Below are 15,325 nucleotides of genomic sequence, written 5' to 3' on the forward strand. Positions count from 1 at the left end.
CGGCGCAGGCGGTGCGGCCGGCGCCAACCGCGCTGAGGAGCGCGCGTTTTCTGCCTAATTTCGGAGCCAGGGTTCGCTGCGCTCACCTTTCTGTCTCCGAAATTGCCGCGATCAACGCAGCGAGCCAAGCACAACCCGCTTGTCTCACCGCGTTGATCGTTTCACGGCCTGACCGTCTCGCGGCCCCCACGCACCTACGCCACCCCTGTCCTACGAAATTGGGATCAGGTTAGGTTGTTGGAGGCTGAAGGATGACCAACACTTTCTGGAGGGAGTGGATGCAAGCACTATTTGATTATCAGATCCGCAGTTGCATTCGGAGCAACTCATGTGCGCTGTATGCTGTGGTTCTTTGTCGCGCCTCGCAAAACAATACGGTTGTGGATAAAGCGTAACGCCACTTGGGCAATACATGCCTGAATGTTATCCCTTGGCTTGCACTTTCCTCTGGCATCATAACTTTGTTCCGTTGATTTAAGCTGGAGTCGGCAATTAGGTCATTAGAGCTACATTCGCCTGGTGTAGGCTAGTTGTGCTTTTCTTGGCGTGTTTAATCAACAAATTAACTGTTAGTAAATGCGATTTGTTGATGCTCGTTAATCAAGCCAAGCACGATTCTGAGTCGACTATGGTAGGACAGGGATTGCGGAGGTGCGCGGGGAAAGCGGCGGTCAGGCCGTGAAACGATCAGCCGAGTGAGACAAGTGGTTTGTGCTTGGCTCGCTGGGCTGATCGCGGCAACTTTTGAGATTTGCAAGGCGAGCCGCAGGCGAGTGCAAAGCTCAAAAGTTAGGCGGAAAACACGCGTCGACGTGGAGCGAAGCGGAGCTAGCAGCGTGGTTGGAGCCGGCCGCACTGCCTGCACCGCCGCTTTCCCCGCGCGCCGGAGCAATGCCTGTCCGGGCTTTGCCAAAACCTGAGACTATGGTAAAGCAAGCCTTTTACGCTGTGTTTTTCATTGAGCCGTGCAAAGCAAACGCCCCCGCACTCGCGGCAAAATACGCCGCAAGCACGAGGGCTAGGCTAATTGACCCGCTAAATTCGGGCTGCTCCGCTTTGGTTACATGAGCTGGCCGATGCCGTAGTGGATGGCCATGGTGATGATGCCGATGATCACATTGCGGATCACAGCCGTTTTGACTAAGCCATCGCCGAATTTGGCGGATAAGAACCCAGTCAAGCAGCTGGTCAAGACCACTGCAATGATCGTGCCAGGCCAAGCCCATGTGCCTGGCAAGAAGGTCATGGCCATCAGCGGAAAGATCCCGCCGCTGGCTGCGGCGACCAAGCTGGAGAAGGCGGCGTCCCAAGGATTCATGTAATGTCCCAGCTGCAGTTGGTATTTCACATTGATCACGGTGCCTAAGGCGTCTTGGTCCATCAGTTGCTTGGCAATTTTTTCGGAAGTGGCTTGCGTCACGCCGCGATCGACGTAATGCTGCACCACAGCTTGAAATTCTGACGCGTAATCGGCGGTTAATTTGCGGCTTTCTTCATCAACCACGGCTTGTTCGGTGTCTTTTTGCGAGCTGACACTGGCATATTCGCCACTGGCCATGGAGAACGCGCAAGCTAAGAGATCGGCTAATCCGGCAATGAAAATGGTGAAGTGATCCGTGGTGGCAGCAGCCACGGAAAACAGCACCCCAACGACGGTTAAGATCCCGTCATTAGCGCCAAGCACGCCGGCACGCAAGGTGTTGGCGCGTTCGGCCATGGTTTGCTTTTGTTTGATTTTGGTAGGATGAACGGCTTGAGTTTTCATAGCGGCCTCCTAACGGGCAAACAGTGAGCCGACGACGTAGGTGACGGCCATAGTCAAGATCCCAGCGACCACATTGCGCACCATCGCCTTGAAGCGATTGGCGTTGCCTAACGCCGCGGCGGTGTAGCCGGTGATGGAAAGGGCGATGATCACCGCAATGATCGTGCCCCACACCCGCATGGCAGCAGGCAAGAAGGTGATCGCCACCAGCGGCAAGATCGAGCCAATGGGAAACGAGATCATCGATGCGATCGCCGCGGCAATCGCGCTGGTTTGGGCATGTGAATCAAAGCCGTAGCGTTCGCGTACCGCGACATTCAGCGGATCGTCTTGCATCATTTCCTTGGTGGCTTGCGCAGCCAGTTCCGGGGAGATGCCGGTTTGGATATATTTGTTCTGGATGAAGGCCAATTCTTGGTCGTAATCATTATCCAGCGCGCGGCTTTCTTTGATCACGGCGTTCTTCTCGCCGTCGCGCTGCGAATTGACGCTGACGTATTCACCCATCGCCATTGACACAGTGCCGGCTAACATCCCCGACAACCCTGCCAGTAAAATTGCATTCCGATTGCTGGTGGCCGTGGCCACCCCAATGACGATCCCTGCAACTGAAAGGATACCGTCATTTGCCCCCATAACGCTGGCCCGCATCACATTGATCTTTTCTGCTAAGCTCATATGTGTGCCTCCGTAGATTATAATGATTCTAAACAACGTTCCAATTATACGGCGGACCAGCAATCTTGTAAAGTTTTCTATTCACAATTTCACCAGCACCATAATGCCATTAGTATAATCCGTCTGATTGCCCAGTTAAAGGCTTGTACAACTAAATTTACGTTGAACATCCGCTCAACTAGATTGTGCGTATCTATCTTTTGAATCGTCAAAAAGCCGCCGCCTGATGACTCAGGCGGCGGCATTAGTGCGGTTGCAGTTAAGGTTCGCTGATCGCACTGTTGAGGTTATTGGTGTTGTTGACACAATAGGCACCTTGATGATCGAAGATGGTGACATTTTGGATCCGGGTCCGGTCGGTGTTTTCAATGAACCAACCAGCAGCGCTGAGCTTTGGGGCATCGGCGATCATGGCCGGTTCAACAGGTGTTGCCGATTGCGCCATGAAGAATTGGGAATTGGTGATTTGCAAATCTTCAATTGGCGCTTCCGGCAAGCCGTAAATGAACCCGGCACAAGACTGGATGTCAGTGGCGATCAGGTTCGTGAAGTTCAAGCGGCGATATTGCGGGGTGCGCGCATCAACAGGATAAGCGGCTTTGTCCCAGACGTATTTCTCTTTGCCGGCAGGGCCGCAATAATAATAGCTGTTAATGACAAGCGGACACAACACGTGGCTCATCACAATATTTGACACGGTGACGTCTTCGATCACGCCGCCGCGGCCGCGCCGCGTTTTCATGCGGATGCCGCGATCAGTGTGGTCGAAGGTGCAATTGGTGATGACCACATGGCGAATATCGCCGGACATTTCACTGCCTAACACAACGCCACCATGGCCGCGGCGCATGTTGCAATTGGCGATGACCAGGTTTTCACAAGGACTTTTGATCGCGGTTTGCTCAGTGCCGGCTTTGACGGCGATGCAATCGTCGCCGACGTCGAATTCGCAATTGACGATGCGAATATCGTTGCATGACTCAGGGTCTAAGCCATCGGTGTTCGGTGAATCAGCCGGGTTGCGCACCGTGACCCCATCAAACACCAAATCGCGAGATTCCATGGGATGCAACGTCCAAGCCGGTGAGTTGGTGAAGGTCAAATCCCGCACCCGCACGTGTTGGCAATGTTCCAGTGACACCAAATAAGGCCGCGGATAAGCGAGGTCTTGCTTGGCAAAAGCGTCCCACCAAGGCTGCCCATTACCGTCGATAACGCCCATGCCTTGCAAGGTGACATCTTCCAGGTGCTTGCCGTAAATGCAAGCTTGATAAACTGGGCGCGCCACGCCTTCCCAGCGCGATTGCACTACCGGGTACAAGTTGACTTCAGGAATGAAGGCCAATTTAGCGCCGGCCTGAATGGTTAAGACCAAATGCGAACACAAGGTGAGGGCACCGACTTGATAAGTCCCTGCAGGCACGCTAAGCTCACCGCCGCCTTGAATGTCGATTGCTTTGATCGCCTCTTGAAACGCAGCAGTATCGTCATGTTGACCATCACCTTTGGCGCCGAATGCTGTCACTTCTAATACACCAGCCATGTTGTTTCCTCCTTCAGGTTGCTGTTAACGTTCACACACTTTAACGGTATACGCATTTTAAAACGCTGTCAATTGTTATCTTAGCGTTTTCTTTTGACGGGTGAGCGCTGTACAATGAATTTATTAGTAAGGGGGATCTAGCATGACGATCAATTTAGGCTATCGGGCGCATGACGCCCAACCACACACCTTGGAACACTTGCTGGGGGTGTGCCAACGTTATCAACTCAACAACATTCAGTTTGCACCATTCAAGTTTCTGCCCAGCACCCAATTTCCCGATATGACAGCGGTGACGCCAGGCTTAGCTGATACCTTGCGCAAACGCTTCGCCAACGCCGGCGTGACCGTGTCGATTTTAGGCTGCTATGTCAACATCTCATCGCCAGACGCTGCGGTGCAAGAAGCGGCTTTGCAGCGCTTCTATGACACACTGGCATTGGCGAACCGCTTTGGCGCCACAGTCGTCGCAACCGAAACCGGCACCGCTTCACCAAACGGCTTCACCTTGGCCAACTACACTGAAGAAGCTTACGTGCGGATGCGTGATGCTGTGCGCGAAATGACAGCAACAGCGGCGCAATTCGGGGTGACAGTCGCCATTGAACCAGGGGTCAACCATCCGCTGCATGACAATGTGACCGTGGCGCGCTTGTTGCGTGATGTGGACAGTCCCAACTTGCGGGTATTGTTTGATTTGGCCAATATCTTAAGCCACGATAATATGGCTGATCAAGCAGCGGTGCTTGAAGAAGCCCAAAGCTTATATGGCGATAAGATCGTGGCTTTTCACCTGAAAGACTTCAAGTTCACCGGGGATTCTGATGGGCAAAAGCAATACATGCCAGTGGGCAGCGGCGTGGTGGATATTCCCGCTTACGTGCGCTTCATCAATCGCTTGAAACCATACACTTATGCGACGTTTGAAGGGGTCAGTGAAGCTGATTTGCCAACGGCGGTGAAGCTGGTGCGGCAAGTAGACAGCGAATTTCCTGATGTGCTGGCGTAAATGAAGTAAAACAAGGCGATCAGGTACAGCAGGTGCTGTACTTGATCGCCTTGTTTTGGATTTGGCTTTGCTGAGGCAAAAGGCGGGCTGCTTTGACTCAGCAGACAACCACGATGTAGACCGGTTTTGTCCGAAAACATCATGCTCAACTAATGTTAAGGTTACCATTATTATTAATATATTAGTTGTGCAGCCATTTACATGAAAGGCTTATGATGACGGCGTTAACCCTGTGAAAACAGCGAGTAAACGCTGTTATTTTTTGTGAAATGGCGTACTTAATGCTTGAAAAACTATATTCCTGGTGCTACATTTAACAATGTTGAATGTGTTAACGCTAACACAAAGACACGCACAAACAATTTATTAGGGGATGAATGTTGTGGAAGCGAAATCTCACAAAATAACGCTCTTATCCCGGATTGCCTATGGCAGCGGCAATCTGCTCGGTTCTGGGGCGCTGGCAATTTCTGGTTCTTGGCTCTTATTTTTCTATACCACTTTCTGCGGCTTACCGGTTTTCCAAGCCACGCTGATTTTTTCGATCGCGACTTACTTGGATGTTATCTTAAACCCGATCATGGGTTACGTTACCGATAACTTCAACAACTTCAAGTTGGGGCGCAAGTTCGGGCGACGGCGGTTCTTCATTATGATCGGGATCCCATTGATGCTGTTATATCCAGCGATGTGGGTCGCCAACATGAACTTCTGGTATTATCTGTTCTGCTACGAAGCGTTTGAAATCACCTACACGCTGGTCATGATCCCATATGAAACTTTGGCGATTGAAATGACCAACAGCTTCGCCGAACGCAGTTACTTAACTGGTTTTAAGGCGGCTTTTGGTAAAGTTGCCAACTTCATTGCCAGTGCTTTGCCTGGTGTGTTCTTCACCATCTTAGGTAAGAATTCGCCTTGGTCCTTCTTCGCCACGGCGCTTTGCTACATGGTGATCATGGTCATTGCTTTGACTTTGCTTTACTTCAATTCATGGGAATTACCAGTTGAAGAAGTGCATACTGAACATAACACGAAGAACTTAGGCGAAGTGATTCGCAAGCTCTTTACCGATATTTTATCCACGTTGCGCAACCGCACGTTCCGCTGGCACTTGGGCATGTATTGCTTCGGGTTCGGCGCTGAATGGCTGATGACGGCGACGTTTACTTACTTCATCGTCTTCTGTTTGCAACGGCCTGCAACCATGGTTTCTGGTTTGAACTCCATGTCTGCGGTATTGCAGCTGGTATCGACTTTCATCTTCATGGCGATTTGTGCCAAGGTCGGCTTCTCTAAGCCGTTTGCTGGTGCTTTAGGCGTCGTGATCATGTCTGTGATCGCATATGCCGTGGTCTTCTTCTTGCACATTCCGCATTTGACTTGGTTGATTGTGGCGATCACTGCGGTGTTTGGCATTTCAACCGGTGGTGTTTACTACATTCCTTGGGCCACTTACACGTTTATGGCGGATGTTGATGAAGTCATCACCAACCGGCGGCGTGAAGGGATCTACTCTGGCGCCATGACCATGGCCGGCAAGCTGATCCGCGCCACCATCGTCTTCATTTTAGGCGTTGTGTTATCCTGGTTTGGCTTTAAAGAAGGCGCCACGGTGCAACCAACTAGTGCCGTGCACGCAATTGTCGGCGTCTTGCTCGTCGGGGTTGGCGGCTTGGCGATCTTAGGGATCATTTCCAGTTTCATGATGAAGCTGGATGCCAAGCACCACAAGATCATCTTGGCTGAACTCAAGCGGATCCACGAAGGCGGCAAAATGTCCGATGTTGATCCTGAAACCAAGGCGGTTTGCGAACAGCTGACTGGCTTTAAATATGAGAACTGCTTCGGCCACAACAACGTCGGCTATCACGAAGAGAAAGTCGATAAGAATGGCGTAAAAGTCGCACATTAATCACATCACGGCGGATTGTGGCACAAGCTGCACCACTGAGTCGCCACCCCTTCGGCGACTTGCTGGGCGCTTGGCGCAATGCGCCGTTTTGCGTAGAGAAAGGATAAATCATGACAAAATATCGTTCATATGGGGATGCCCATTCTGATTGGGCCAACCGCGGGGCACAAACCATGTTGCGCCGCGAACCGAACATGAATCCTAAGCACAAGTGGGAATACGAAGACGGCTTGATGCTCAATGGCATGTATGCCATTTACAAGCTGACTGGCAAACAAGCATACTTCGACTATATCAAAGATAATTTGGATCGCTTCGTTGACAGCAAAGGCCAGATTTCACAATACCACTATGATGAATTTAACCTTGATCATGTCAATAATGGCAAGGCGCTGCTTGATGTGTATGATGAAACCGGCGACCAGCGTTACAAACTGGCAGCAGACATGTTGTATGACCAATTGCTGCATCAGCCCAAAACCAAAGCCGGCAGCTTCTGGCACAAACAGATGTATCCGAATCAAGTGTGGTTAGACGGCTTGTACATGGGCTCGGTATTCTATGCGCGCTATCAGAAGACTTTTGGCATCAGTGATCACTTAGCAGATGTGGTCAAGCAGTTCTTGTTGGCTTATGATGTCACCAAAGATCCGGCGACTGGCTTGTGTTACCACGCTTATGATGAATCACGCAAAATGTTCTGGGCTGATCCGGAAACCGGTCATTCGCCGCATTTCTGGCTGCGGGCGATGGGCTGGTTTGTGATGGCAATGGTCGATGTGCAAGAATACTTGCCAGATGACTTGCCAGGCAAAGCGCAGATCAACGCCAACTTGAATGCATTATTAGACGCGGTGCAAAAAGTTGCCGATCCTGAAACAAATTTGTGGTACCAGATCCCAGATGAAGGCGATCGGCCGATGAATTATTTGGAAGCTTCTGGTTCATTAATGATGCTTAACGCGATTGCCAAAGGCTTGCGCATGGGCTACTTGGATGAAGCCAAGTGGGGCAAGGTGTTAGCCAAAGGCTGGACTAACGCGATCGCACAATTCTTGTCAGTGACTAATGAAGGTAATGTCAATGTCAACAAGATCGCCCATGTCGGCGGCTTAGGCGGCGCGACGCATCGCGACGGCAGCTTTGCTTATTACATTTCAGAACCGATCGTGGTCAACGATCACAAAGGCGTTGGGCCATTCTTGTTGTTGGCAGCAGAAATGGCGAAGCGTGCGCAAGGATAATTAAGGCGTCGGCTTTTGCTTTAGGCGCAAACATGATACAATACAGACAATTATCCAAGCGAGTTCAGTAGGTGCTAGGTGGTGCGTTAAGAAAGTCGGCGGTTGTTGCAAGCCGATCCACGCCTGGTACTGAATTACACCCCGCATTCAATTGGATCGCGGGTGATGCCGTTAACCATCAACGAGGTGGCGTTGCGCCACGAAGTAGGGTGGTACCACGGAAGAATTCGTCCCTGTTCGCATTAATGCGAGCAGGGGCGATTTTTTATTACCCAGAGTGGAGCAAAGCGCTCTTAGCGGCTGATATAAGCTGAGATGACGCAAAGGCGCTCTTTGCCTTGGCGGCGTCACAGCTTATATCACTGCCGCGTTGCTTTGCGCAGCTCGACGAAGACCACAGCGTGTGAAGTCCGGACTTGCTAAAGCCCGGCCAGGTGCTGCTCCGGCGCGCGGGGAATTCGGTCAGGCTGTGCGGCCGGCTCCAACCGCGCTGCTAGCTCCGCTTCGCTCCACGTCGCCGCGCGTTTTCCGCCTAACTTTTGAGCTTTGCGCTCGCTTTGCTCGCCTTGCAAATCTCAAAAGTTGCCGCGATCAGCACAGTAAGCCAAGCACAAACCACTTGGCTTACTGCGCTGATCGTTTCACGGCCTGACCGAATTCCCCGCGCACCTGCGCAACACCTGGCCTGCTTCGTTTGAACCAGGCGATGAATTTGGCTGAGCGAGGAGCGTTGAGGGATGATTTGTGGGCGGCTGTGAAGCACAGTTTAACGAATGAATTCGCATATTCACATATTATAGGAGGAAATTATTATGGAAGAGAATATTCTAGATGAATTGGCTTGGCGCGGGGCGTTGAACCAATTGACCGACGAGGAAGGCTTGCGCAAGCTGACTTCAGAAAAGCACGTGGGCATTTATGTCGGGACGGATCCCACTGGCGATTCCTTGCATGTGGGGCATTTGATCCCGTTCATGATGCTCAAACGCTTCCAGCTGATGGGTCACAAGCCGGTGATCGTCATCGGCGGCGGTACCGGGTCGATTGGTGATCCATCTGGGCGTAATTCAGAACGCGTCTTGCAAACGATGGAAACTATCGAACAAAACAAGCAGAAGCTCACGGCGCAAATGGAGAAGTTGTTTGGTACCGAGAACTTCCGCATTGTGGATAACTATTCTTGGTTATCCAAGATGTCGATGCTGGACTTCTTGCGTGACTTCGGTAAGCTTTTCCCAGTTAACCAAATGCTGGCCAAAGAAGTGGTGGCTTCTCGCTTAGCTAATGGGATCTCTTACACTGAATTCACTTATCAGATCTTGCAAAGTATCGACTTCTTGCATCTTTACAAGCATGAAGACGTGCAGGTGCAGCTAGGCGGTGCCGATCAATGGGGCAACATCACTGCCGGAATCGACTTGATCCATAAAGTCGAAGGCGGGGATGCAGAAGTTTACGGCTTGACCAACCCGCTGATGTTGAAGTCAGACGGCACCAAGTTCGGCAAGTCTGCTGGCGGCGCCGTGTACTTGGATCCGGAGAAAACCAGTCCCTATGAGTTCTACCAATTCTGGTTCAACCAAGACGACCAAGATGTCGAGAAGTTCTTGAAGTTCTTCACGTTCTTATCTAAAGAAGAGATCCAAGACTTAGTTGACGCCACCAAGACCCATCCGGAAAAGCGCGAGGCCCAACGCCGCTTGGCTCAAGAAGTCACGAAATTTGTTCATGGCCAAGCCGCTGTTGACCAAGCCGAAGCGATCACCGCAGCCTTATTCTCCGGCAACGTTCAAGACTTAACGGCTGAAGAAATCGCCCAAGGCTTCAAGCAGTTCCCAACGGCTGACGCCACCAGCGCCCCAGAAAACATTGTCACTTGGCTGGTGGACACCACCAAGATCGAATCCTCGCGGCGCCAAGCGCGTGAAGATATTCAAAATGGTGCCATCACTATCAACGGGGTTAAACAACAAGATCTGGACTTTACTGTTGACCCAGCGGCGCATTTTGACGGGCAGTATGTGATCGTCCGCCGCGGCAAGAAGAAGTATTTCTTAGTTAAGATCCATGATTAAATGACAACTTCAGGCTGAAACATTAGGTAATCTTGGCCGATTACACCAGTGCCTGCACCCTGCGATTTTCATGTAAATCGCGGCGTGCAGGCTTTTTTTTGTCTTGAGGGAAGATGCAAGTAAGGGATTTTGCTTTGCTGAGTGGCGCTTACATTACGAGTTGTGGTGCAATTGTTTGTAGACGGTAATTCGCCTGTAACAGCGGTGTAACCTCCAAAGGGTAGAGTACAAGACAGTGATTAACGAAAAAAGGGTGGCAAAATACATATGAAGCTTCAAACTATCTTCACCACAATGGTAACCGCAGTCACACTCACCGCGTTCTCTGCAACCGCAATGACTGTATCTGCAGCTAGCGATACGAAAGCTCAGATCACCGCCAACCAAAGCACCACCGATCAGTTGGTTCAACAACTCGCGGCCGCAAACGCCGAAGTGATCAACTTGAACAACAAGATCAACGACAAGAACACGGCGATCAAAGATGCGCAACAGAAGATTACTGATACGCAAGCCAAGATCGTTTCGCTGAAAGGCGAAGTCGCTAAGACCGAAGCCGAATTAGCAGCGCGCAAGTCTGTGCTCAAAAAGCAGCTGGTTTCCCTGCAGAAGCAAGCCGGCGATTCTGTCACAGGCAACGTCTATGTGGACTTCGTGTTGAACTCTGATGACTTGTCTGACTTGATTGCCCGTACTTCAACGGTCAACAAGTTGAACCAAGCCAACAAAGACGCCATGGATGCCGTTAACGAATCCAAAGCCAAGTTGTCTGCATTACAATCCGAACAAGAAGCCAAGAAGCAAACCTTAGTTGAAACTAAGGCTAGTCTTGAAACTGAAAAGACTCAATTGGTTTCCTTGAAGTCTAACGCTGATGCGAAGACCAAGGCTTTGAACAAGAAGATCAATGACAACAAGTCCGTCTTGGTTGCTTTACAAGACAAGGCTGCCCAAGAAGACGCTGCGGCTAAAGCAACGTTGGCTAAGTTAGCTGCATCTTCTACTGCCGCAACTAAGAGCACCACAGCAGTTGCTAAGCAAAGCAGCACGAAAGCATCAACTCCTGCAACTAAGTCATCCACTAAGAAGGCTGCATCGCAAGTTCAAAGCAGCGCACCGCAAGTGCAAGCTTCTACACCAGTTGCGACGACCAACAATGGCGGTGGCACCAGCCACGCCGGCGAAGCCAATGCTTATGCTTGGGGCCAGTGCACTTGGTACGTCAAGATGGTCGCACCTTGGGCCGGCAACCACTGGGGCAACGGCGGCCAATGGGGCGCAAGTGCTGCGGCTGAAGGATATACCGTCAACCACACCCCTAGCGTAGGTTCCATCGTTGTTGTTGCCGGCGGCCAGAACTTCGGCGGCTGGAATGCAGCGGCTGGTTACGGCCACGTGGCATATGTTGTCGGTGTTTCCGGCAGCAGCATCACGGTTCAACAAGGCGGTATGGGCTTTGACAACCCAGCCGGCCCGAACACGCAAACGATCAGCGGTGCAGGCAGCTACACTTACATCCACCGTTAATTTATAAATCAATTGCACCGCTACTGCAGAGTAGCGGTGTTTTTTGTATCACGCCGCGTTGGGCTGCGCAGCTCGACGAAGACCATGCGTAAGCACCAAATAACAGACCGAATATGACTCGCCGTAAATTGGCGGTATTCTTACCTCATCATAATGAATGGTGAGGTATTTTTATGGCAGAGAAACCTGAGATTGTTGAGATTAAGATGGACAAACCATTGCGGCCTCAAGTTCAAGCATCAACCAAAGCCTTACAGATCAAGATTGACGCCAACAAGTCGGTTGTCGTCTACAACCATATTCAAAGCTACATCCTTGAGGCGCTCATGAAAGCCGTGTTTACTGATGCTCATTGATCCTGCACGACTTCACGGCATTTATTTGGTATGTGGCAGAACTGATTTGCGACGTGGAATCGATGGCCTGGCGGCCGTCGTTCAAGAACAATATCAGCTTGATCCGCATAACCAAGCGCTCTATTTGTTCTGCGGTCGGCGCAAGGACCGGTTCAAGGCGTTGTACTGGGACGGCGATGGCTTCATTTTGTTATACAAACGCATCGAGAATGGGCACATTCAGTGGCCAACTAATCAAAACGAGGTGAAGAAACTCCATACAAAGCAGCTTATTCGCCTGCTTTCAGGTTGGGCAATTGAGTCATCGATCAAACCAACGCGACGGCCAAGAAGTAATGGTGGTCAAGCGGGTTGATTAGTGATACGCTACTGCCAACAAACATAACGAGGCAGTGCCAATGGCAACGACAACCGAAGATCTACTTAAACAAGCGCTCGAACAAAATGCAAAATTACTCGAACAAGTCCAGCTCCTTACAGAGCAAGTAGCTTATTTGACTCAGCACCGTTTTGGTCGCAGCTCGGAACAAATCAATCCCAACCAGACGTCATTATTGGAGGATGATAGTGTTTTTACCGACCCAGAGCAAACTGGGCAACAAAGCGAAGAAGCAGCCAAAAGAGTAAATCAAACGCGCAAGCCAAAGGCGAAGCGTTCTGAAATCCTGGCGAAAGATTTACCGGTAGAAACAACAGTCATTACTAAGAATGACGAGCATTGCGAACACGGACACGATCTAAAACCCTTCGGGAAGCATCTACTTCGAGAAGAAGTGCAGGTTGTTCGTGCGCGCTTATTTGTTGAGAAAGTCTATGTTCAATCGTACAAGTGTGACGAATGTGAACAAGAAGACGGCTGTAGCCATGTTTATCAAGCCGACGCGCCCAAGGCGCTGATCGCTCACAGCATCGCAACGCCGTCCCTAATTGCGTCCATTCTTCATCAAAAGTATATTCTGGCGACCCCATTGTACCGTCAGTTAAAAGATTGGCAGCGAGCTGGTGTACTACTCAGCGAAACGACTATTGCCAACTGGGTAATCAAGTGTGCTGAGCTGGTCAAACCAGTATATGATGACATGCGCTCACGTCTAATGAGCCAGCGTTTTCTCCAGGGTGACGAAACACCGTATCAGGTCTTAAACGAACCTGGAAAGACTGCGACCAGCAAATCATATGTCTGGGTGGCTCGCAGCATTACTCGTACAGATCAGCCAGTCGTATTGTATGCATATGCGAATACGCGGTCTGGCCATTTCGCGCAGAGTTTGTATGAAGGTTTTCGTGGTGTTCTTCAGTGTGACGGCTACGCCGGCTATAATCTCCTTAGTGACTCAGTTACTAGGGTTGGATGCTGGGCTCACGTGCGCCGAAAGTTCTTCGCCGATTTCACATATACTAAGGCGATGACCAAAGGGCTGAAGTTGATCAATCAGATGTTTGAGCTGGAAGCAAAATGGAACAATCTTTCAAGCGCTGAGTGCTTGAAGGTGCGTCAACAAGAACTCAAACCTTTGATTGAACGCTTCTGGCAATGGTGTGATCAAGTTGATACCCTCCCTAAAGGTCGTCTTGGAAAGGCCATCGCGTATGCACAAGGTCAGCGAGTGCCACTGAATCGAGTGCTTGATTATGGCGAGATCGACCTGACTAATAATGCGTCTGAACGTAATATGAAGACGTATGTGATTGGGCGAAAAAACTGGCTATTCAGTACCAGTCCAAAAGGCGCCGAAGCAAACGCGATTTGGATGACGATGATTGAAACCGCCAAGGCCAATGGACTTGATCCAGTAGTGTATCTGGAAGAGTTGCTTAAAAAAATAACAGAACTGCCAACCTTCGCAAAAAATGAAGAGTTGGAGGCGTGTTTGCCGTGGAATTTAATCCAGACCTCTGACGAAATCAAAAACCTGGCCTAAGCGGAAAGAACCCCGTGATCTCAAAGTCGAGATTACGGGGTTCTTTAGTACGGTCGATTATTAGGTGCTTACGACCATGCGTCTAAAGGGCCGGACAGGGGTTGCTCCGGTGCGCGGCAAAAGCGGCGGCGCAGGCGGTGCGGCCGGCTTCAACCACGCTGAGGAGCGCGTGTTTTACGCCTAACTTTTGAGCTTTGCGCTCACCTGCGGTTCGCCTTGCAAATCTCAAAAGTTGCCGCGATCAGCCCAGCAAGCCAAGCAAAGTGCGCTTGTCTTACTGGGCTGATCGTTTCACGGCCTGACCGCCGCTTTTGCCGCGCACCTGCGCAACCCCTGTCCTTCTGGATTCGCATCAGGATCGTCATTGGCTATGCGATGGATCTGGTTTTAGAAAACGCAACGGATAACGCGGACAGCTGGATGGGTTAATTGAGATATTTTGCATCAATGGCTTGCTGCCACTGGGCCAGTTCTTCATCGGATAAAGGTGTCCCTTTGCCGGAAAGCGGCAAGTGGTGGGCTGTTGCGAATTGATAATCTAACATGATTTCTTGGGCCTGTTGATGCAGATACAAGGGATCAGCTAGGCGCTTGAAGTCGACGGCTTCGCGCGGGCGTTGCAGGCGGCCGTAGATTGCGGTGGTGGTCACGCGCTTTAACGGCTGTTTTAGCAACAACAGCGGGGTGGTGAGCGCGAGGATGGCTGTAGTGGTTTCTTCGTTTAATTCGCGCTGATGGCGCTGCATGGCGGGCAGATTCTCTACTGATGCGCCACTGTGAGGCGCCATCAGTTCTTGCACATGACGTTGATAGGCGGTGAGTTGGTCTTTGTGCGACAGCCAGTTGGCGGTGATTTTGGCTAAGCGCTTGGCTAATGTGTCGGCATCGTGATGGCTGGCAACATAACGGGCAAAACAATTGGCCTGAGCTTGGAGAATTTTGCGCTCATTGTTCTCAAGCAGCTGCTTGGCGGCTTGGCGTTCATGGCGGTGCGGCAAGACCAGAACAGTTTGCAAGCGGCCTTGCACCAGCAAGTCATCGCCGTAGCGGATCGGCGCGTTGGCAACCATTAACTTGGGGGTGACCGCTAAGGCGACGGTTGTGATCTTGGTGTTGGTGATTTCATGGCGGTATGCTGCAACAGAATACACTCGCATCAACACGACTTCTAAAGTTTCGATTGCGGTGTAATTGCTTAAGATCGCCATGGTTTTAGGCCGATCGACAACACCGGCGAGCAAGCGTTTAGGATGTTGGGTCATGATGAAGCCTCCTTTGTGAGTTTAATTTG

At 50.9% G+C, this 15,325-nt stretch carries 12 protein-coding genes; 8 read left to right on the top strand and 4 right to left on the bottom strand.

Annotated elements, in window-relative coordinates; all coding sequences use genetic code 11:
- Positions 1–1,060: 1,060 nt before the first annotated feature.
- The 3 genes from ACGG90_RS03925 to ACGG90_RS03935 form a co-directional block, all read right to left on the bottom strand.
- Positions 1,061–1,765, bottom strand: coding sequence for a VIT1/CCC1 transporter family protein (locus ACGG90_RS03925; protein WP_390406113.1), 705 nt, complete (start codon positions 1,763–1,765; stop codon positions 1,061–1,063).
- A 9-nt stretch (positions 1,766–1,774) separates the two neighbouring features.
- Positions 1,775–2,443: a VIT1/CCC1 transporter family protein gene (locus ACGG90_RS03930; protein ID WP_390406116.1), complete on the bottom strand. Its 669-nt coding sequence runs from the start codon at positions 2,441–2,443 to the stop codon at positions 1,775–1,777.
- A gap of 259 nt (positions 2,444–2,702) precedes the next feature.
- Positions 2,703–3,986, bottom strand: a complete 1,284-nt coding sequence (locus tag ACGG90_RS03935; protein ID WP_390406119.1) for a glycoside hydrolase family 28 protein — start codon at positions 3,984–3,986, stop codon at positions 2,703–2,705.
- Between the two features lie 142 nt (positions 3,987–4,128).
- On the opposite strand from ACGG90_RS03935, the gene ACGG90_RS03940 reads away from it, so the two are divergent.
- The 8 genes from ACGG90_RS03940 (at position 4,129) to tnpC (ending at position 14,034) form a co-directional block, all read left to right on the top strand.
- A complete protein-coding gene (locus ACGG90_RS03940) occupies positions 4,129–4,995 on the top strand; it encodes a sugar phosphate isomerase/epimerase family protein (RefSeq protein WP_390406122.1) in 867 nt (288 codons plus the stop codon).
- A gap of 382 nt (positions 4,996–5,377) precedes the next feature.
- On the top strand, positions 5,378–6,910 hold the full coding sequence (locus tag ACGG90_RS03945) for an MFS transporter (RefSeq protein WP_390406125.1): 1,533 nt from the start codon (positions 5,378–5,380) through the stop codon (positions 6,908–6,910).
- A gap of 110 nt (positions 6,911–7,020) precedes the next feature.
- Entirely contained in the window at positions 7,021–8,154 is a 1,134-nt protein-coding gene (locus ACGG90_RS03950) for a glycoside hydrolase family 88/105 protein (protein WP_390406128.1), read from the top strand.
- A gap of 812 nt (positions 8,155–8,966) precedes the next feature.
- Positions 8,967–10,229 carry a tyrosine--tRNA ligase gene (tyrS, locus tag ACGG90_RS03955; RefSeq protein ID WP_390406130.1) on the top strand — a complete coding sequence of 421 codons (1,263 nt, stop codon included), beginning with the start codon at positions 8,967–8,969 and terminating at the stop codon, positions 10,227–10,229.
- A gap of 267 nt (positions 10,230–10,496) precedes the next feature.
- A complete protein-coding gene (locus ACGG90_RS03960) occupies positions 10,497–11,756 on the top strand; it encodes a CHAP domain-containing protein (protein ID WP_390406132.1) in 1,260 nt (419 codons plus the stop codon).
- 173 nt (positions 11,757–11,929) lie between these two features.
- On the top strand, positions 11,930–12,112 hold the full coding sequence (locus tag ACGG90_RS03965; protein WP_390406134.1) for a hypothetical protein: 183 nt from the start codon (positions 11,930–11,932) through the stop codon (positions 12,110–12,112).
- Positions 12,102–12,467 carry an IS66 family insertion sequence element accessory protein TnpB gene (gene tnpB / locus ACGG90_RS03970; protein WP_390406135.1) on the top strand — a complete coding sequence of 122 codons (366 nt, stop codon included), beginning with the start codon at positions 12,102–12,104 and terminating at the stop codon, positions 12,465–12,467. The genes ACGG90_RS03965 and tnpB overlap by 11 nt, the downstream gene beginning before the upstream one ends.
- Positions 12,468–12,510: 43 nt before the next feature.
- A complete protein-coding gene (gene tnpC, locus ACGG90_RS03975; RefSeq protein ID WP_390406138.1) occupies positions 12,511–14,034 on the top strand; it encodes an IS66 family transposase in 1,524 nt (507 codons plus the stop codon).
- A gap of 425 nt (positions 14,035–14,459) precedes the next feature.
- Here tnpC and ACGG90_RS03980 read toward each other — a convergent pair whose 3' ends face one another.
- Positions 14,460–15,296, bottom strand: a complete 837-nt coding sequence (locus tag ACGG90_RS03980) for a hypothetical protein (protein WP_390406141.1) — start codon at positions 15,294–15,296, stop codon at positions 14,460–14,462.
- Positions 15,297–15,325 lie beyond the last annotated feature (29 nt).

The sequence above is a fragment of the Lacticaseibacillus jixiensis genome (assembly GCF_042847315.1).
Classification (GTDB): Bacteria; Bacillota; Bacilli; order Lactobacillales; family Lactobacillaceae; genus Lacticaseibacillus; species Lacticaseibacillus jixiensis.

Excerpts from the sequence above, each read along its gene's own strand:
- ACGG90_RS03940 (WP_390406122.1), top strand. The coding sequence starts at position 4,129 with ATGACGATCAATTTAGGCTATCGGGCGCATGACGCCCAACCACACACC.
- ACGG90_RS03935 (WP_390406119.1), bottom strand. The coding sequence starts at position 3,986 with ATGGCTGGTGTATTAGAAGTGACAGCATTCGGCGCCAAAGGTGATGGT.
- tnpC (WP_390406138.1), top strand. The coding sequence starts at position 12,511 with ATGGCAACGACAACCGAAGATCTACTTAAACAAGCGCTCGAACAAAAT.
- ACGG90_RS03930 (WP_390406116.1), bottom strand. The coding sequence starts at position 2,443 with ATGAGCTTAGCAGAAAAGATCAATGTGATGCGGGCCAGCGTTATGGGG.
- ACGG90_RS03980 (WP_390406141.1), bottom strand. The coding sequence starts at position 15,296 with ATGACCCAACATCCTAAACGCTTGCTCGCCGGTGTTGTCGATCGGCCT.
- ACGG90_RS03925 (WP_390406113.1), bottom strand. The coding sequence starts at position 1,765 with ATGAAAACTCAAGCCGTTCATCCTACCAAAATCAAACAAAAGCAAACC.
- ACGG90_RS03965 (WP_390406134.1), top strand. The coding sequence starts at position 11,930 with ATGGCAGAGAAACCTGAGATTGTTGAGATTAAGATGGACAAACCATTG.
- tyrS (WP_390406130.1), top strand. The coding sequence starts at position 8,967 with ATGGAAGAGAATATTCTAGATGAATTGGCTTGGCGCGGGGCGTTGAAC.
- ACGG90_RS03960 (WP_390406132.1), top strand. The coding sequence starts at position 10,497 with ATGAAGCTTCAAACTATCTTCACCACAATGGTAACCGCAGTCACACTC.
- ACGG90_RS03950 (WP_390406128.1), top strand. The coding sequence starts at position 7,021 with ATGACAAAATATCGTTCATATGGGGATGCCCATTCTGATTGGGCCAAC.
- tnpB (WP_390406135.1), top strand. The coding sequence starts at position 12,102 with ATGCTCATTGATCCTGCACGACTTCACGGCATTTATTTGGTATGTGGC.